Raw genomic sequence first — 17815 nt, forward strand, 5'->3', positions numbered from 1 at the left:
TTTAGCACTTGGCTAATCATTGGGGGCTAGCCCCCAATGATTTAATTTGAGTTGCACTTATTTGTTGAACTTAGAAATTATAAATATGAGTTAAATTTATACTACAATTAATTTAAGAATTATGGCAGACAATAAACAAAACACAAAAAACGAAAGTGTCTCCGTCGTAGAAATACCTACAGTTCTGGAGCAACCTATTGATCTAAAATTTGCAGATCACTACATCTATTGCCCTATTTGTAGTATAGAGATTAATTTAGAAAACCGATTAATAAGAGATGGTGATTCGGCATATTGTGAGGATTGTGAACATAAAATACTTCTCAGAGTGGTTAAAATTTAGATAAATATGCAACTATATTTTAAGGAAATACTATTGTAAAAAGATAAATTAGAAAAATTGAAATCAATACAAATCCTTGCATAATATTGGTTTTTCCTGTTGCCAAAGAGATTGTAATAATAAATAATGATAATCCCAATAAAATAGTAGATTTAGTATCAATTCCCAAACTCATTCTTATTCCTGTAACAACAGATGTTATTGCTATTACAGGAATACTAAGCCCAATACTTGCCAAAGCAGAACCGAAAGCTAAATTCAACGATGTTTGAATTTGATTATTTTTCGCAGCCCTAAATGCAGCCAAACATTCTGGAAGAAGTACAATACCCGCTATTATTACACCTACAAGAGATTTTGGTGCACCTGCCCATTTTACCATATGTTCCACATCTTTTGAGAGTAATTTTGCTAATAATACCACAATACCAAGACATAAAATTAAAAATACAATACTGATGTACATTTCTTTACGAGATGGTTTTTCAGGAAGTTTAGGTAACACCATATTTTCAGATAATTTGTTCTCTGGAGAGACAAAATAACTACGGTGTCGAATCGTCTGCATCATTGTAAAACCAAGATATAAGCCTAAACTTATAATAGACACAAAAATTAATTGGGTAGATGTATATTCACCTCCATTATGACTAATCGTATAATTAGGTAAAATAAGCACAAAAATAAGAATAGAAGTAAGCGTAATTAAAGCGGTACTCACACCTTGAAGTGTAAAATTTTGTACCTTGAACTTTATAGAACCTATAATAAGACATCCACCTATAATTCCAGTAATGATAATCATTACAGCTGCATACACAGTATCTCTGGCAAGTGTGATGGTTTCCAAACCTTTTGCTCCCAGCATAATTGAAATAATCAAAGCAACTTCGATTACAGTAATGGCAAATGCCAAGAGAAGCGTACCAAATGGTTCCCCTACCCGATAAGCAATAACTTCAGAATGGTGCACAGCAGCAAGTACACTTCCTATAAGCATGAAAGATAAAATAAACGAATAAAATGTTCCAGAAAAATAGTAGTGACCAAAATAAGCCAACCAGCCAAATATAGGAATAAGGATGGTCCATACTAAAAGATATATTTTTTTCTTCATAGAGGTTAACAGTGTTGTTTTTGTTCATTTTAAAAAATTAAAAATGAATCTATTGTTTCATTTCATATACACAAACGATAAGAAACATTCATTTAGAAATAGGAGGAATGAACTAAACTTATATAGTTCTACACATCTTAGATTAAAGTATTAAAATCAAAGTGGTAAGTGAATAAAAGTCTAGAAAAACCAGAAAAAAACATTGAACAATCTTTGAAAAAATAAATTGGAATAAGAATTATCGAATTTAATTATATGCATATAATATATCTTCAAATGTAGTGTAAATCCATAAACTCATTAGTATAAATGATAGATTATTTTGGATGATACCGCCCGAAAAATTGTCAATTATATCCTGAAGCAAAAGTTATTGGATTTATAGTATATAAAAATATGACAAAATTAACTGAACAATTAAACTAAATTTATGACGTTAATAGCTACTACTATTGTGCACTATATAGTAAGATGGATTATAAAATAATTAGCTCCTTACACTTTTTAGATTTTAAATATTTGCAATAATATTTAAAATTTACTGCTATTTAAATAAATATTATTTAATTTTATTAATATATTTTTATTTTCAACTATTTTAGTATACATTTGTACAAATATCAGAGATGAGATATTATTAGTTACAAACTAAATAGTTTGATTTACATTTTTATTATTTTTAGCTTTTTGCTAAATTCCTTTAAGACTACTGTAATTTTTTCCTTTTAATTTATACTTTTTATTATTTACAATTTTTAAATTGTTTTAATCTCCAATATTACCGTTAATTATCACGCGTTAAGTTGATAAATTATAGAGAATAATGAAATAATTTTTACTAAAGAAAAAATTAGTTCCTTTTGATATAAGGTAATAATTATTTATTTATTCTCTACTTTTTAAAAATATAAATTATGCAAGAAGGTATAGTAAAATTTTTTAATGATGCTAAAGGATTTGGTTTCATTACAGTACAAACAACAGGAAATGAAATTTTTGTACACACATCTAATTTAATTGATCATATAAAAGAAAATGATAAAGTTTCTTTTAAAGTAGAGCAAGGTCAAAAAGGGATTATGGCTACTCAAGTTAGAAAAATGTAATTCTTATTTATTTTATCATTTCTATAGTATACATTTAAATAAGTAAACTTCAATTTGAAAAAATAATTTAATTATATAAGGCTGATTCTTAACAAGAATTCAGCCTTTTTTTTATTCAATATATTCTTAACCTTCATTATTTTTAACAGGCTATTATCTTATTTATAACGAAAGCTCTTTTATGATTTTTAGTATTCAGAAATTGGTTGTTTTACCATTCATTTGAGCTCTGGACGAATAGCTATTTTTTTATCAATTTTAGGGTTTCTGATGTAGCGTCTAAATAATCAATTTTTACAATATAATTTCCTGGCGTTAAATGCTGAACAGTTAATGTATTTTGATTTTGAATAACTTGAATCAGTTTTCCAGTTAAGTCAAAAATACCCTCTGTTTCATTTTTAAACACAGAGGGTATTTTATAAACAAATGAATAGAAAATCAATCTTGCTTTGTCCACGTTAATTGGGAAATATCATAACCTTTTTCTTCTGCATATCTCAGGTAATTTTGTTTTATATTTTCTGGTATGCTTTTCTTTCGGGATAATATCCACATATACTCGTGGCTTTCACCAAAAACTAAAGCTGTTTCGTACGCTGGATCCATCATCACAATATTGTAGCCTGAATAAAACGGACCAAAAAAAGAAACCTTCAATGCTCCTCTTCCTTCTTCTCCGTTAAAAGTTGCTTTTCCGTGTGCTTCTTTCCACTTCTCTTCTTTAGCATCATACCCACGATTATGAACTTCAATTTTTCCATTTTTACTCAGAAAATAAGTTGCTGTAACTTGACTTAGATTTTTTTCATACTTAAAATCCAAACGAGCCATTTCGTACCATTTTCCCATGTATTGTTGTGGATCAAAATTCTCTACGACCTCAACAAAATCTGGTATTTTTACTTTTCTACAATTTAACCATGCATAACAAAGTCCTCCTATTCCTGCTATTGCTACCCCAGAAACAATCGTTTTATTTATTTTTCTCATTTCTAATGTTTCTTATGTTCGATACTTAAAAGAAATTCTATCAAATCCATATTCAACTGTTCTTTATGCGTAATATTCAGTCCATGCGGTGCATCGTCATACACGATATAAGTTGAATTCGAAATCAGTTTTGCCGCTTGATCACCCGCCGTTTTTATTGGTACAGTTTGATCATCTTTTCCATGAATAATTAATGTTGGCACCTCAATCATTTTACATTCAGTTCTAAAATCTGTATCCATCCAAGAGCGTGCAGCTTTTAGAGTTGCAATAGGTGAAGCATGAGAAGAAACAGAGAAATCAAAATCTAATTGTTCTTTGCTTACAGATTTTTTTAACAAACCATGATTGTAAAAGCCTTTATGAAAACCTTCTAAAAATTCCAAACGACTTGTTTCAAGTTGCATCACAATCTCATCCAAATCCTTTTGTGGAACACCATGTTCATTATCGGGTGTTTGTTTTACAAGCGGAATGATTGAACTGATTAATGCAATCTTCGAAATATTCTGATTTCCATAATTCGCAATATAGCGTACAACTTCTCCTCCTCCCATCGAAAAACCTACCAACACGACATTTTTTAGTTGTAATTCGTCTATAAGCGCATGTAAATCTTCTGCCAACGCATCATAATCGTAACGATCCCAAGTAGCACAAGATTTCCCAAATCCTTTTCGATCATAGGCGATACAACGGAAACCAGCTTCTACAATTTTCGGAATTTGATATTCCCATGATTGTAAACTCAGCGGCCAACCATGTATCAAAATAACAGGCTGTGCAAGTTTATCACCGTAATCAATATAATTCAGTTTATAATCTTTTCGTTTTAATTTAGCCATAATTTTATTTTTAAGTGATTTTATAATCTAACTTAGATTAACTTCTAATTCATCACAAGCATCAAGCCAATTATCACATTTTTAAATGTTTAACATTTTCAAAATTATTTCACACAGCAAAAGAGATTTACTATTTTTGGCTTGATTTTTAGGGTATAGTTTATCTAAACCACTTAACGCAATAAATATGGATTTACATTCTGGATTACCTTATTGGATTGTTAAAAATGAATTTTTTGACTTATACAATCCACTTCGAAATGATTTTAAAATTGATGTTGCTATAATCGGTTCTGGCATTACAGGTGCATTAGTAGCTCATGAATTATGCGAAGCAGGAATAGAATGTGCGTTAATTGATAAACGAACTATTTCTACTGGAAGTTCTGCCGCAAGTACAGCACAATTACAATATGAAATTGATACGCCTTTATGTAAATTAATTCATAAAGTTCCCAAAAAAATTGCTATCGACGCTTATTTTAATTGTTTACAATCAATTACAGATATTGAAACTATTTTTAAGAAAACAAATATTGATGCTGATTTTACAAGAGTTCCAACCGTCTTATTGGCAAGTAATAAAGCTGGTGTTGAGTTATTAGATAAAGAGTTTGAAATAAGAACAGAAGTTGGCTTACCTGTAAAATATTTGCATGCACAACAATTAAAAGAATATCAAAACATAGACGGAATTGCTGCATTACAAAATGATACCTCAGCTCAAATGGATGCATATAAAGGAGCGATTAATTTACTGAAATATCATCAACAAAAACACAATCTAAAAATTTACACGCATACAAAAGTTGAAAAAATACAAGAAACTAAAAAAGGTTGCAAACTCATCACACAGCATGGCCATACTGTTTCGTGTAAATATGTAATTGTTGCAACTGGATTTGAAGCAGGGCAATTCCTTCCTAAAAAAGTGATGAATTTGTTATCTACCTATGCTATTTGTTCCGTTCCAATTGATGAAAAAATGATTTGGCCAAACCGTAGTTTAATTTGGGAAACTGCAGAACCTTATCTATACATGAGAACTACAAAAGATAACCGTTTGATAGTTGGTGGTGAAGATGAAGATTTTCAAAATCCTGAAAAAAGAGATGAACTACTTCGTACTAAGGTCAAAATTTTAGAACGAAAATTCAAAAATCTATATCCTACTATTGAATTTAAAACTGAGATGGCTTGGTGCGGAACATTTAGTTCGACTGATGATGGTTTACCTTATATGGGAGCATGGAAAAAAGGAGATCGTACTTTGTTTGCTTTAGGCTATGGAGGGAATGGAATTACATTTTCTATGGTTGCAGCTCAGGTTTTAAAAAATATTATTCTTAATAAAATTGATGATCGTTTAAAAACTTTTGGTTTTGATCGAATAACAAAATAGGGTTATATATTTAAAAAATAATCTGAAAGAATTTTGATATATTCTTTCAGATTATTTTTAATACTAAGGTTTTCGGCCTGTAATTAATCTGTACAATAAAGCTATGATAGCAAGTACAAGTAATATGTGTATAAATTGACCTACTGCTTGGCCGAATCCGAAATAACCTATAGCCCACAAAATAAGTAATACTACAGCAATAATTGAAATTAGATTTCTCATAAATTTTGATTTTAATTAAACATTTACTTTTTATAATTTAAATTGTTTAGGAATTTTTGTTCATATGAAATTGCACTACTTCTATAGCATTGGAAACAGCATCGCTAAGTGCGACTATAAAATCACCTTTTTCGGCTTTTTTTATGGTATGTTCAATGGCTTCAATTTCGTTGGGTATGATTTCGTAAGGAAAATCCTGTTGAACTTCGTTGATCCCTTTTACAAGCAACTGTATTATTTCTTTTTCTGTTCGCCCTCTTAGGTGTCGTTCTTGTCTAATAATGATATAATCAAACATTTCGGCAGCAATTCTTCCACAAGATTGGATATCTTCATCTCTGCGATCGCCTACCCCAGAAATAATACCAATTTTTTTATTCGCTTTTACATTCGATAGATAATCTTTTATAGCGATATATCCGGCAGGATTATGGGCGAAATCAATTAAAATTTTAAACTCTTTAAATTGAAAAATATTCATTCTACCAGGAGTTAATTTTGGGCTTGGAAAAAAAGTCTCCAAAGCTGTTCTAATCGTAGAAATATCTATACCTGATAAATACGCTGCCAATACAGATGCCAGCACATTCTGAATCATAAATGCAGCTTTACCATTCATCGTCAATGGAATATTACTTACGTCTGCAATACATATTCGTTCTGTTTTGGTTTGGATTACAATGGTATCTTCTGTATAAAATGCAACTGTACTTCCATTTCTTATATTGTTTTGAATCTCTATATTTTTTTCATCCAAAGAAAAATACGCAATTTGACATTCTAATTTTTTAGAAATCTTCATCGAATACTGATCTTCAGCATTTAAAATGGCCCAGCCCTCTTTTTTAACACTTTCTACTACCACAGACTTTACTCTCGCTAATTGTTCTAAAGAATGAATATCCTTTAACCCCAAATGATCTTCGGTAATATTGGTAATGATTCCTATATCGCAAGTGCGAAATGCAAGTCCTTCTCTAAGAATTCCTCCTCTTGCTGTTTCTAAAACTGCAATATCTATGGTTGGATCATTTAGAATTTTTCGTGCACTAATCGGTCCTGTTGTATCCCCTTTTTCCATCAGCTTATTTTGTATATAAATACCGTCTGAAGTTGTATAACCGACATTTTTTTTATGTTGTTTAAATAAATGAGCGATTAGTCGTGTAGTCGTAGTTTTACCGTTGGTGCCAGTAACTGCAATTATGGGAATAGTGGTGGATTTTTGAGGAGGGAAAAGCATATCTACAACCGAAGAAGCTACATTTCGAGCAATCCCTTTTGTTGGAGATAGATGCATTCTAAAACCTGGCGCTGCATTTACTTCAATTACAACTCCTCCGGATGAATACAAAGATGCTGATAAATTGGAAGCAATAATATCTATTCCGCATATATCTAAATTAATAACCTTAGCAATTCGTTCGGCTAAAAGAATATTATCTGGATGAAGTTCATCTGTTACATCAATTGATGTTCCGCCTGTACTAAGGTTAGCGGTTGATTTTAGATAAATGATTTCATCCTTTTTTGGAATAGATTGTAAATCGTAGTTCTTTGATTTTAATAATGAAATCGTATGTTGATCAACTTTTATTTTTGTTAAGACTTGTTCATGGCCTTCTCCTCTATTAGGATTGTTATTTTCAATTTGAATTAATTCTTTTATCGTAAGTTTTCCATCTCCAATTATATGAGCAGGTATTCGTTTGGCCGCAGCAACTACTTTTTTATTGATGACCAATATTCTAAAATCATAACCTTTTACAAATTTTTCTACGATTATTTTTTGACTAAATTCTCGTGCATTCTGGAATGCTTTTTCAGCAGTTTCATATTCATTTATATTGGTGGTTACTCCTCTTCCGTGATTACAATTATATGGTTTAATAACAATTGGATAGCCTATTTCATCTATTATTTTTTTTAAATCTTCTTCATTTTCGCCTATACCACCATCAGCGATAGGAATAAATGCATCCTTTAATAATTGTTTGGTTCGAAATTTATCACATGCAATCTCAACAGCCAGATAGTTGGTTTTATCTGTAATTGTCGCCTCTAATCTAGCTTGATTTTTACCATATCCCAATTGGATATAAGAATGATTATTTAATCGTGTCCATGGTATTTTTCGGTTTTCTGCTTCATTAATTATACTTTGTGTAGAAGGACCGAGTTTATTTGAATTCCATATTTTAGTCATATTTTTAATATCATCTAAAATGGAATAAGACGAATTAGATATTAATGCTTCTGCAATTCTAACAGCTGCTTTTGCTGCATATATCCCTACCTGCTCATCTTGATAAGCAAATACAACATTATAAGTACCTGGCGTATTTGTTTCGCGAGTTCTGCCAAAGCCTGTATTCATACCCGCTAGGGTTTGTATTTCTAATGCGATATGCTCAATTACATGCCCCATCCAAGTTCCTTCTTTTACACGAGTAAAAAAACCACCAGCTACCCCTTCAGAACAACGATGCGAAAACATTGTAGGTAACCATGATTGTATACGTTCTGCAAATCCATCAATTTTGTTCGTTGGAAATTGTTCTAAGCGACCTAAATTCAATCGCATTTGAATTAGTTTTTCTCTCTTGATACTCCAAAAATTTGGTCCTTTTAAAATCGATATATTTTCTATTTTCATATGTGGTAAGTGTTAAAAAATTTAGTAAATCATTACAAGAACTAGACCTTTTTCCCTTATTAACACTATTTTACCATTATTTTAAGGTTTATTCTCCTCTTGTCCAGTTAATATTAATTAAATTGAAGTTATAAAATCAATAATGATGAGTATTAAAGGAAAATTAATAATTGTTGGTGGTGGTATTAATACAGCTGAGAACATTCCACCTCATTTACCAAAACAAGAAGTACTGAATGATTTCTTTTATCAAAATGGTATTCTAAAAAAAATTATAGAAGAATCTAAACATAAAGAAAATTCGCGAATTGAAATTATTACAACAGCTTCACAAACGCCTAAAATTGCAGCTGAGTCGTATATTAAAGCTTTCAGTCTTTTAGACGCACACAATGTTGAACATTTAGACATCAATACACGTTTAGATGCTATTCATCCTGAATCACTGAAACGATTAGACGAAGCGGATGTTGTTTTATTTAGTGGTGGCGATCAACTCCGATTAACTTCTACCATAGGCGGTACCCCTTTTCAACAAAAATTACTTCAAAAATATTACCATGAAGAATTTATTTACGCAGGTACTTCTGCTGGTGCTGCGGCTGTTTCTTCCAGCATGATTTATCAAGGAGTGAGTTCAGACGCATTACTGAAAGGAGCTGTAGAAATGAATAGCGGTCTTGGATTAATTGATTCCATTTTAGTGGACACACATTTTATTCAAAGAGGAAGAATTGGACGTTTATTTCAAGCTGTAACTGGAAATCCAATGAAAATTGGGATTGGTCTAAGTGAAGATACAGGGCTAATCATTAGCGAAAATAACAACAAAATGACAGCAATAGGTTCTGGATCTATCATACTGGTTGATGGACGAGAAATTTTAGACACCAGTCTTTCTCAAATTGAGATTGGGTATCCGATTTCGATCAGTCATATTATTTGCCATGTGATGACGCGGAATGACGTTTTTCATCTTGATCAAAATAAAATTTCAATCAAAGATTCTCAATACAACAATCAATAACTATGAAGTTAATTATTCACGGTGGTTTCTTTTCCGAATCATTGACAGATCCTGAAACCAAATTTCAAAAACAAAATGCATTAATTAAAATAGTTCAAAAAGGCTATGATTATTTAACCACTCATACCGCTACAGAAACAGTCGTTTATACAGTCAGTTTATTAGAAGATGATCCGTTATTTAATGCAGGATTAGGGTCTCAAATACAATCTGATGGTAAAATAAGATTGAGTGCAGCTTTAATGGATGGAAAAACACTTAAAATGTCTGGTGTTATCAATATAGAAAATGTTGAACATCCAATTTTAGTTGCAGAAAAACTAATGACTTACGATGATCGCATTTTAGCAGCTAACGAAGCAACTGAATTTGCTCGTAAAATTGGATTTGATTATTTTGATCCTGAAATTGAACAACGTAAAAAAGAATACGAAGAAAAATTAAATTCAGCTAAAACAAGTACTGTTGGATGTGTCTGTTTAGATGCCGAAAATAATATTGCTGTTGCAACCTCAACTGGAGGAAAAGGTTTTGAACTACCTGGTCGTGTTTCAGATTCTGCAACTGTTGCTGGAAATTACGCCAATCAATATTGTGGTATTAGCATGACTGGCGTTGGAGAAGATATTGTAAGTGGCGCAATGGCTGCAAAAATTGTTACCCGCGTAACGGATGGCATGAGTATGGAAGATGCATTTGCCAAAAGTTTTGATGAACTAAAACATGTGAATGGATTTGCAGGTGCAATTGGTATAGATCGCAATGGAATTATTTTTCATCAAGATAGCTTTCCAACAATGGTTTTTGCATCATTTGATGGAATAGAATTAAACTATTTTGTTTGATTTTTTATAGCTCATCATTCAATAAATCAAACAATTTTGTTTGGATATATTCTACTACCTCCATTTTTTCTTGATTAGACAATTGTACATCAACATGATCATTTACATCATTTACATCACCTCCGTCACTTATAATCACTCCTTCTCGCGTATCAGTTTTACAATTTTCTGACAACTGGTTTTTATTATTCTCGTAGCCTTTTTTGTAAGCTCGGTTGTACAATTCAATTAATAATTCTTGAATTTCGTCTGATTTTAACTCTTTTAGTTTCATTTGAATATATTTTTAATTAATATTTTTTCGAATTCTTGTTGCTGTATAAAGTCCTATGCCTATAATTAGACCAATTGAGACTAATCTTTTGGTAGAATCTGAAAGAAGTACCGTACTTGTCTCTCCATAGACTTGATGCGGTTCTTTTGAAGGTTTTAAAATATTACCTTCATCATCTTTCCCTTTTGCTTGCTTCATCATTCCTCTCATCACAGCAGTTATAAGATTTGTGAATGTATGCGGAAAAATCCCGTGAATAAGCTTTATCATATAAGAACTAACGTCTGGAAAAGTATCTTTTTTAGGTTTTAATGTCAACTTGTAGATTACTTTTGCTGTTTCCATTGGATCGGCAGCAAATGGAGGAATTTTAAAATCTAATCCTGAATATTTTGCTGAATGCATATTCCCTGTAGATCGTTGTATTTGAGGATAAATATTACAAATATGAATTTCTGGATAAATACTTAATTCGCTTTGTAAACCACTCATTACGCCTTTAATTCCAGATTTTGTAGCCGAATATACAGCACTAAATGGTGCTGGCAAATAACCTCCAATTGAAACATTATTAATTAAAATGCCTTGATTTTGTTGTTTAAAAACAGGTAAAACATAATAGGCTCCATGCATATAGCCCATTAAATTTGTTTTAATTACTTGCTCGTGAATTTCCATCGGAATATCTTCAAATTTTCCACTCGCCATCACTCCCGCATTATTTACCCATACATCAATTCTTCCAAATTGACTAAGACAATATTCGACCAATTCTTTCACCTCTTCAGCAGAAGACATATCTGTTGATTTATAAACAGTATGACTACCTAAAGCATTACATTTTGAAACAGCCTTTTCTAAAGCTTCGACACCTCTTGCTGCTAAAATTATATTGTATCTCTTTTTTGCAAATAACTCGGCAGTTGCTAAACCAACCCCACTTGAAGCTCCAGTAATGACGGCTATTTTTGTTGTTAATGATGTTTGACCTCTATGTTTCATATTTTTTCTTTTAAGAATATTATTAAAAAAGTGAATCAAATTTAAAGGCATTGAACTTCGTAATACACAGTATAATTGAATATTAGTGCTTGTAAAAATTTAAAAGTATTTCAATAAGATGTTATTCAAAAAGCTGCATTGAAATTTATTTATTTGATAAATTATTGTAGAAAAAATCTCTCGTTATGATGGAACTTTTCTTGCTTTTTCGCGGTCCCAAATACGATGTAATTTCATCGAATTAATAAACTCATCTACCCAGTTTTGGGTTCCATCTTCTAATACAACTCCTTTATCTTTTTCAACAAATGATTTTTTTAATAAATCTTCGGTTCCTTTTGCAAAAGCTAATATTTTACAATGTCTATAAGCCTCATTAATAAACTCATAATAATCTGGATTTGAAATTAACGAACTAAGAGATTTACCTGATGGAGTAAACACTGCATCATATAATACAGAAGAATCCGTAAGATACGAATGGTAAATATTTTCTTTATCACCTTCATCATAGATTAACTCTCCAACTTTAGATGAAATTAAAACACCTACTGCGCCTTCTTTTTCCAATGCTTTTTTTAATTGATCTACACTTTTTTTAGAAACACCATTATCTACTAAAAAGGCTACTTTTCTGGTTGTTATAGTTCCTTCACCTTCTTTAACTTTCATACTCAAAGCAACAGATGAATTTATTTCTTGTTTTTTAGGCTGCAGAGGATAATTGGGATGATTTTGCCTTGCAAAACTTAATGTCAGTTCATCCAACTCTTTTGGAGGTACTATACCAAGATTATCACCAACTTTTTGAGCAAGAGTTTTATCAATTTGATAAAGGATAGCTACTTGTCTTTCTCTAATTTTTGAGTCGCTCACTTTGCTTAATTCAAAACTAAAAGCATCTATAATATGTTGTTTTTCTGATTCAGATTGAGAATTAAAAAATAAAGTGGCTTGAGAAAAATGATCCGCAAAAGAATCAGATCTTCCTCTTACTTTCATTCCTTGTACTTCTTGTTGATGAGATTGAAAACCTTCTTCACCTTTCAATATAGCATGATAAGGACATCCTGATGCTTTACTATTTGGAAAATAACTTACATCTCCTTTTAAAATATCCATTCTATTTGTTCCATCCTTCTGATTGTTGTTTTTTTGATTGATTGATCTATTAATTGGTATTTCATGAAAGTTTGCACCACCTAATCTATAATTTTGAGTGTCCATATATGAAAATACTCTACCTTGTAATAAAGGATCATCTGACAAATCAATACCTGGAATAATTCTTCCTGGATCAAATGCAACCTGTTCAGTTTCTGCAAAAAAATTGTCTGGATTACGATTAAGTGTCATTGTCCCAATAAGTTTTACAGGCACTAACTCTTCTGGAATAAGTTTCGTAGGATCTAATAAATCAAATGGATAGTTCATCTCGTCCTTTTCAGGTATCAATTGAACACCCAAATCCCATTGTGGAAAATTTTCTTTTTCAATATTTTCCCATAAGTCTTGTCTATGAAAATCAGAATTAAAACCTGAAATTTTTTGTGCCTCGTTCCAAGCTACTGAATGAACTCCCAACTTAGGTTTCCAATGAAATTTAACAAATGTTATTTCACCTTTACTGTTGATTAATTTAAACGTATGAACACCAAAACCTTCCATCATTCTAAAACTTCTTGGTATCGCACGATCTGACATTAACCACATAATCATATGAGAAGATTCTGGCATAAGTGAAATAAAATCCCAAAATGTATCATGGGCAGAAGCTGCTTGTGGCATTTCAGTATCTGGCTCAGGTTTTACAGCATGTACTAAATCAGGAAAGTTCATGGCATCTTGTATAAAAAATACTGGAATATTATTTCCTACCAAATCGTAATTTCCTTCTTCTGTATAGAATTTGACTGAAAAACCTCTTACGTCTCTGGCTAAATCGGTTGAACCTTTGAATCCTGCAACTGTTGAAAATCTTGTAAAAAGAGGTGTAATTGCTCCTTTTTGTAAAAACTTTGCTCGAGTAAATTCAGAGATATCTTCATGAATTTCTAATATCCCATAGGCTCCACTTCCGCGAGCATGAACCACTCTTTCTGGAATTCTTTCTCGGTCAAAATGCCCTAACTTATCAAAATAAATGTGGTCTTGTTGTAAAGATGGTCCTCTAACTCCCAGTTTCAACGTATTGTTGTTGTCATGTATTGCAACTCCATCATTTGTAGTTAAAATCTGGTTGCTATTATCTACAATATATTTTTTTATTTGTTCAGTTTTCTTATTTTTCTTCATTTAAATTTGGTTTAATTAACTAATAATCAAAGATTAATCCATTTACAACTTTTAGATAAAATGATTTATATTTTGAACCTCTCCGTGTGATTAGCAGAATCTGAATAATTTGCTGTCATTTGTTTTTTTTCTACAACTTATAGTTGTCAGAGCAAATAAGAGTACTAGTGTTGCAATAGTTCTCATAAAATATCTTTTTGTGATTAGACAAAACACAATGACAATCGACTTCGTCATTATATTTTCAAAATTAGATAGTGAAAAATGCAAAGATTATGATTACGATCATATTGTACTTCAATAAAATAGATGTATATCAAATTGATTTTCATATCAATAAAACTAAAAAAAGCATTCTTCATTATGATTACACTCATAAATAGAGCTGTATACTCTTGTTAACTTTAACTAACTATTAAAAACGAATTATTATGTTAATTAGCGACAAATTATTGTTTGATTTTGGAGGAGAAAAAGAAACGTATAAACAAGGTGATACAATTGTGAAAAAAGGGAAATATGCAGAGTTTTATTATCAAATTTTAAAGGGGAAGGCTATTAGAAATAACTTTTATCAAGAAAAAATTATTCTAAAATCTATGCTTGTAAAAGGACAAAGTTTAGGAGAAGCTTTTTTATTTACCAATAACTCTTATTCGATTACAATTCAAGCGATTGATGATTGCCATATTATTCGATTAGAAAAGTATAAATTTTTCAATCTTTTAGAAGAACATCCTCATTTATATTTGATTTTATGTCAATGTATGAGTGAAAAATTAGTTTACAAATTCAGCAAAATACAATCTATATCTACTAACACATTACGCAATAAATCTCGATAATTTTTAAAAAATTAATCTTATGAAAAAAATAAAACACGAAAAACAACAACAAAATAGACCTGGAATTGAAGAAAACATGAAACCTATTCCCAAAACGGATCCTATAATTTATGCGAAAGAAGGAAAATTAAAAGGAAAAGTAGCGTTAATTACTGGTGGTGATAGTGGAATTGGTAAAGCAGTTGCGCTGCTTTTTGCGAAAGAAGGGGCTGATCTTGCAGTAGCTTATCTTAACGAAGAAATTGATGCGAAGGCAACTAAAAAAGAAGTTGAAAAGTATAACAGAAAATGTTTACTGATCAAGGGGGATTTATCAAAAGAAGAAAATTGTCTTGCCGCAGTAGAAAAAACAATTGAATATTATAAGCAGATAGATATTTTAGTCAATAATGCTGCATTACATTGGGAAAGCGAATCTTTGGAAAATATAAGCAGCGAACAATTGATTAAAACATTTCAGAACAATGTGTTCTCATACTTTTGGACAACTAAATTTGCTTTAGTTTATATGAAAAAAGGAGGTTCTATTATAAACACCACATCTGTTACAGCTTATCGAGGAAGTCCAAAATTAATCGATTATGCTGCTACAAAAGGGGCTGTTGTTTCATTTACTAGAAGTTTATCGTCTAATTTGATAGCAAGCGGAATTCGAGTAAATGCTGTTGCTCCAGGTCCAGTTTGGACACCTCTTATCGTTTCTTCTTTTGATTCTGAAAAAGTAGCCAATTTTGGTACTGATTCTCCAATGAAAAGAGCAGGAATGCCAAATGAAGTAGCTCCTTCGTTTTTATTTTTAGCTTGCGAAGATTCTCAATTTATAAGTGGACAAGTCTTGCACCCGAACGGTGGAGAAATAATAAATGGTTAAAAAAAAGATATGCATATATATAAACTGGAAATAACTCAAACAGAACACGAATTTTTAAGTTTAATTCATGAATTTATATTCGGATCAGCAACAGCGCATTTATTAATTGATCCTCCATTTATCATTCAATCTATTGATAAAATTAGTCAAAAGACGAACTGCACACAGAAAAAAGAATTTCTAAATCAACTGATTGCAGAATACAAAATAAATGCTCTTGAATATGTTAATCAGAACAACATTTCAGATGAAGGAACTCTTTTTACAAAAAATATGCTTATTCGTTTTTACTCAAAATTCTCTTATTATAAAGTCCAAAAAGAACAGGAATTAATTCGGATCATCCATAACGAGTTCTTAGAAATATAATGCATTAACAAAAATTAGCCAATTATCACATAACAATGATAATTGGCTAACACAATAATCAAATTATTTTCTTTTATTTCTATTCTTTTTTCGCTTTCTGAGCCAAAAAAATAGAAAAATCCATCCACCTATAAGCAAAATTATATAGGCGAAAATATGTAAACTTGATATAAAAAATTCTTTAAATTGTGGAAACATAATCGTTGATTTAGGATGTTAAAAAATTTACTTTTTAATAGAGTATTTTTCCTTTATGCAACCGTAGCATGTCTTGAGATTCCATTAATTTTACTGTGCGTATAACAGTTTCGACACACATTCCAGTTAAACCAGCTAATTGTTGACGAGTAAGCTCTACTTTGAACGAAAAAGGTGTTTTGATTTCTACTGTATCATTTTTTAAATAATCTAATAATCCTTTTAACCTTACAATAGGACTGTTAATAGAATTATTTTGCATCATCAAAAACTTGTAATATAACTTTTCTGAAATACATCTACTCAGATTTTTATACAAGTAGGGATTCGAATTTAATAATTCTAAAAAAACAGATTTATTTAATCGTAAAAGAACTGTATCTTCTAAAGCCTCTGCATTTGTTGGATATTGATTATCCAGAAACAAGAAACATTCTCCAATACTTTTGCCTGGCGAAAGAATATTTTGAATAGATTCTTTGCCTTCTTCATTAAAATGGTTAAGTTTTACTTTTCCGACAAGGATTTGAAAATAAAAAAATGGATAACTACCTTCTTTAAAAATATATTCTCCATTTTTAAACGAGACCCTTTCTGCTCCATACTCGTACAATAATTTTTCATTAATTAGCATAGTGTTAATTTTTTGTGGTTTGTAATTTTTTAAGAGGAGTTGAGAGAAAATAACATATGCAAAGCTTTCAATAAACATACCATACGATGAATCAATATGTTAAACTTTATCGGTTTAATGCTTTTCATATAAAAGATCTCTTATTTTTCATTTATTCATAATAAATATTAATAAGAGATCTAATCACAGAACTAATTTTCTTCTTCAGCTTCAAAATTTATTGAAGTTTCAGCAATATCGGTTAGGTTATCATCCGTTTCTTCTTCTTCAATCAATGTCTTTTCGAGCAACTCAGCTACTTTATGATGCTCCATTGTAATTGCCAATTGAACTAAACCACCATAAGTAGCAATTTCATAATGTTCTATCTTTTGAGCTGCAATGATTAGAGCTGCGTCTCGTGTCATTGTACCTTCTTTTGTGGATTTAATAATTTCATCTGCCTCTTTTATTAATCCTTTAATCGCTTCACATTCCTTTTTTTCAACCTTTTCATCCAACAAACCAAATATCTTTTCTAATCGACTGATATGTTTTTTAGTTTGTAATTGATGATCTTCAAAAGCATCTTGCAGTTCTTCTGTAGTAGCCGAATTTTGCATTTTCTCTAATCCGTCTACTAATGCATGCTCCGCATAATATATATCTTGAAGTGCTGAAATAAAGAATTTATGTAATGCCGACTTTTTCATTTTATCATCGCTATTATCGGTTGATTTATCCATTGTATCAATTGGATGAGATTCTTTCTTTGCCATACTTTTTTATTTT

At 30.8% G+C, this 17815-nt stretch carries 18 protein-coding genes; 7 read left to right on the top strand and 11 right to left on the bottom strand.

Annotated elements, in window-relative coordinates:
- Positions 1 to 362: 362 nt before the first annotated feature.
- Entirely contained in the window at positions 363 to 1460 is a 1098-nt protein-coding gene (locus HX088_RS09880; protein WP_171623586.1) for a calcium:cation antiporter, read from the bottom strand.
- A gap of 914 nt (positions 1461 to 2374) precedes the next feature.
- Between HX088_RS09880 and HX088_RS09885 the strand changes: the two genes are divergently transcribed.
- Positions 2375 to 2566, top strand: a complete 192-nt coding sequence (locus HX088_RS09885) for a cold-shock protein (RefSeq protein ID WP_171623587.1) — start codon at positions 2375 to 2377, stop codon at positions 2564 to 2566.
- 241 nt (positions 2567 to 2807) lie between these two features.
- On the opposite strand, the gene HX088_RS09890 is transcribed toward HX088_RS09885, so the two are convergent.
- The 3 genes from HX088_RS09890 to HX088_RS09900 are packed head-to-tail and all read right to left on the bottom strand — an operon-like array spanning position 2808 to position 4404.
- A complete protein-coding gene (locus HX088_RS09890; RefSeq protein WP_286484052.1) occupies positions 2808 to 2975 on the bottom strand; it encodes a T9SS type A sorting domain-containing protein in 168 nt (55 codons plus the stop codon).
- A 32-nt stretch (positions 2976 to 3007) separates the two neighbouring features.
- The gene (locus HX088_RS09895; RefSeq protein ID WP_286484053.1) at positions 3008 to 3559 is read right to left on the bottom strand and encodes a lipocalin family protein; all 552 of its coding nucleotides are present in this window, start codon (positions 3557 to 3559) and stop codon (positions 3008 to 3010) included.
- 2 nt (positions 3560 to 3561) lie between these two features.
- Positions 3562 to 4404: an alpha/beta fold hydrolase gene (locus HX088_RS09900; RefSeq protein ID WP_284583516.1), complete on the bottom strand. Its 843-nt coding sequence runs from the start codon at positions 4402 to 4404 to the stop codon at positions 3562 to 3564.
- A 187-nt stretch (positions 4405 to 4591) separates the two neighbouring features.
- Between HX088_RS09900 and HX088_RS09905 the strand changes: the two genes are divergently transcribed.
- Positions 4592 to 5806 carry an NAD(P)/FAD-dependent oxidoreductase gene (locus HX088_RS09905; RefSeq protein ID WP_038330343.1) on the top strand — a complete coding sequence of 405 codons (1215 nt, stop codon included), beginning with the start codon at positions 4592 to 4594 and terminating at the stop codon, positions 5804 to 5806.
- 63 nt (positions 5807 to 5869) lie between these two features.
- Here HX088_RS09905 and HX088_RS09910 read toward each other — a convergent pair whose 3' ends face one another.
- Together HX088_RS09910 and cphA are read right to left on the bottom strand one after the other, a co-directional pair.
- Positions 5870 to 6028 (bottom strand): lmo0937 family membrane protein, encoded by a 159-nt coding sequence (locus HX088_RS09910; protein ID WP_115000514.1) that lies wholly within the window; start codon positions 6026 to 6028, stop codon positions 5870 to 5872.
- A 46-nt stretch (positions 6029 to 6074) separates the two neighbouring features.
- Complete coding sequence (gene cphA / locus HX088_RS09915; protein ID WP_286484056.1) at positions 6075 to 8684, bottom strand: cyanophycin synthetase; 2610 nt, start codon at positions 8682 to 8684, stop codon at positions 6075 to 6077.
- Positions 8685 to 8829: 145 nt separating this feature from the next.
- On the opposite strand from cphA, the gene HX088_RS09920 reads away from it, so the two are divergent.
- Both HX088_RS09920 and HX088_RS09925 read left to right on the top strand, forming a co-directional pair.
- Entirely contained in the window at positions 8830 to 9711 is an 882-nt protein-coding gene (locus tag HX088_RS09920; protein WP_171623593.1) for a cyanophycinase, read from the top strand.
- Between the two features lie 2 nt (positions 9712 to 9713).
- Positions 9714 to 10556, top strand: a complete 843-nt coding sequence (locus HX088_RS09925; RefSeq protein ID WP_284583513.1) for an isoaspartyl peptidase/L-asparaginase — start codon at positions 9714 to 9716, stop codon at positions 10554 to 10556.
- Between the two features lie 4 nt (positions 10557 to 10560).
- On the opposite strand, the gene HX088_RS09930 is transcribed toward HX088_RS09925, so the two are convergent.
- The 3 genes from HX088_RS09930 to HX088_RS09940 all read right to left on the bottom strand — a co-directional run bounded on the left by HX088_RS09930 (position 10561) and on the right by HX088_RS09940 (position 14127).
- On the bottom strand, positions 10561 to 10830 hold the full coding sequence (locus tag HX088_RS09930) for a hypothetical protein (RefSeq protein ID WP_171622171.1): 270 nt from the start codon (positions 10828 to 10830) through the stop codon (positions 10561 to 10563).
- A gap of 12 nt (positions 10831 to 10842) precedes the next feature.
- The gene (locus HX088_RS09935; RefSeq protein ID WP_171622172.1) at positions 10843 to 11832 is read right to left on the bottom strand and encodes an SDR family NAD(P)-dependent oxidoreductase; all 990 of its coding nucleotides are present in this window, start codon (positions 11830 to 11832) and stop codon (positions 10843 to 10845) included.
- Between the two features lie 183 nt (positions 11833 to 12015).
- Positions 12016 to 14127 (bottom strand): catalase, encoded by a 2112-nt coding sequence (locus HX088_RS09940; RefSeq protein ID WP_188319935.1) that lies wholly within the window; start codon positions 14125 to 14127, stop codon positions 12016 to 12018.
- Between the two features lie 431 nt (positions 14128 to 14558).
- Here HX088_RS09940 and HX088_RS09945 point away from each other — a divergent pair, with 431 nt between their 5' ends.
- The 3 genes from HX088_RS09945 to HX088_RS09955 are packed head-to-tail and all read left to right on the top strand — an operon-like array spanning position 14559 to position 16212.
- Entirely contained in the window at positions 14559 to 14972 is a 414-nt protein-coding gene (locus HX088_RS09945; RefSeq protein WP_286484061.1) for a Crp/Fnr family transcriptional regulator, read from the top strand.
- A 19-nt stretch (positions 14973 to 14991) separates the two neighbouring features.
- Complete coding sequence (locus tag HX088_RS09950) at positions 14992 to 15843, top strand: SDR family oxidoreductase (protein ID WP_171622175.1); 852 nt, start codon at positions 14992 to 14994, stop codon at positions 15841 to 15843.
- A 9-nt stretch (positions 15844 to 15852) separates the two neighbouring features.
- On the top strand, positions 15853 to 16212 hold the full coding sequence (locus HX088_RS09955; RefSeq protein WP_171622176.1) for a hypothetical protein: 360 nt from the start codon (positions 15853 to 15855) through the stop codon (positions 16210 to 16212).
- 232 nt (positions 16213 to 16444) lie between these two features.
- On the opposite strand, the gene HX088_RS09960 is transcribed toward HX088_RS09955, so the two are convergent.
- A complete protein-coding gene (locus tag HX088_RS09960) occupies positions 16445 to 17044 on the bottom strand; it encodes a Crp/Fnr family transcriptional regulator (RefSeq protein ID WP_286484062.1) in 600 nt (199 codons plus the stop codon).
- Between the two features lie 191 nt (positions 17045 to 17235).
- The gene (locus tag HX088_RS09965) at positions 17236 to 17802 is read right to left on the bottom strand and encodes a YciE/YciF ferroxidase family protein (protein ID WP_284583511.1); all 567 of its coding nucleotides are present in this window, start codon (positions 17800 to 17802) and stop codon (positions 17236 to 17238) included.
- Between the last annotated feature and the right edge of the window lie 13 nt (positions 17803 to 17815).

The organism is Empedobacter sp. 225-1, assembly GCF_030328185.1.
GTDB lineage: Bacteria > Bacteroidota > Bacteroidia > Flavobacteriales > Weeksellaceae > Empedobacter > Empedobacter stercoris.

Excerpts from the sequence above, each read along its gene's own strand:
- HX088_RS09935 (WP_171622172.1), bottom strand. The coding sequence starts at position 11,832 with ATGAAACATAGAGGTCAAACATCATTAACAACAAAAATAGCCGTCATT.
- HX088_RS09955 (WP_171622176.1), top strand. The coding sequence starts at position 15,853 with ATGCATATATATAAACTGGAAATAACTCAAACAGAACACGAATTTTTA.
- HX088_RS09940 (WP_188319935.1), bottom strand. The coding sequence starts at position 14,127 with ATGAAGAAAAATAAGAAAACTGAACAAATAAAAAAATATATTGTAGAT.
- HX088_RS09880 (WP_171623586.1), bottom strand. The coding sequence starts at position 1,460 with ATGAAGAAAAAAATATATCTTTTAGTATGGACCATCCTTATTCCTATA.
- HX088_RS09895 (WP_286484053.1), bottom strand. The coding sequence starts at position 3,559 with ATGAGAAAAATAAATAAAACGATTGTTTCTGGGGTAGCAATAGCAGGA.
- HX088_RS09885 (WP_171623587.1), top strand. The coding sequence starts at position 2,375 with ATGCAAGAAGGTATAGTAAAATTTTTTAATGATGCTAAAGGATTTGGT.
- HX088_RS09950 (WP_171622175.1), top strand. The coding sequence starts at position 14,992 with ATGAAAAAAATAAAACACGAAAAACAACAACAAAATAGACCTGGAATT.
- HX088_RS09905 (WP_038330343.1), top strand. The coding sequence starts at position 4,592 with ATGGATTTACATTCTGGATTACCTTATTGGATTGTTAAAAATGAATTT.
- HX088_RS09925 (WP_284583513.1), top strand. The coding sequence starts at position 9,714 with ATGAAGTTAATTATTCACGGTGGTTTCTTTTCCGAATCATTGACAGAT.
- HX088_RS09910 (WP_115000514.1), bottom strand. The coding sequence starts at position 6,028 with ATGAGAAATCTAATTTCAATTATTGCTGTAGTATTACTTATTTTGTGG.
- HX088_RS09900 (WP_284583516.1), bottom strand. The coding sequence starts at position 4,404 with ATGGCTAAATTAAAACGAAAAGATTATAAACTGAATTATATTGATTAC.
- HX088_RS09965 (WP_284583511.1), bottom strand. The coding sequence starts at position 17,802 with ATGGCAAAGAAAGAATCTCATCCAATTGATACAATGGATAAATCAACC.
- cphA (WP_286484056.1), bottom strand. The coding sequence starts at position 8,684 with ATGAAAATAGAAAATATATCGATTTTAAAAGGACCAAATTTTTGGAGT.
- HX088_RS09920 (WP_171623593.1), top strand. The coding sequence starts at position 8,830 with ATGAGTATTAAAGGAAAATTAATAATTGTTGGTGGTGGTATTAATACA.
- HX088_RS09930 (WP_171622171.1), bottom strand. The coding sequence starts at position 10,830 with ATGAAACTAAAAGAGTTAAAATCAGACGAAATTCAAGAATTATTAATT.
- HX088_RS09960 (WP_286484062.1), bottom strand. The coding sequence starts at position 17,044 with ATGCTAATTAATGAAAAATTATTGTACGAGTATGGAGCAGAAAGGGTC.
- HX088_RS09945 (WP_286484061.1), top strand. The coding sequence starts at position 14,559 with ATGTTAATTAGCGACAAATTATTGTTTGATTTTGGAGGAGAAAAAGAA.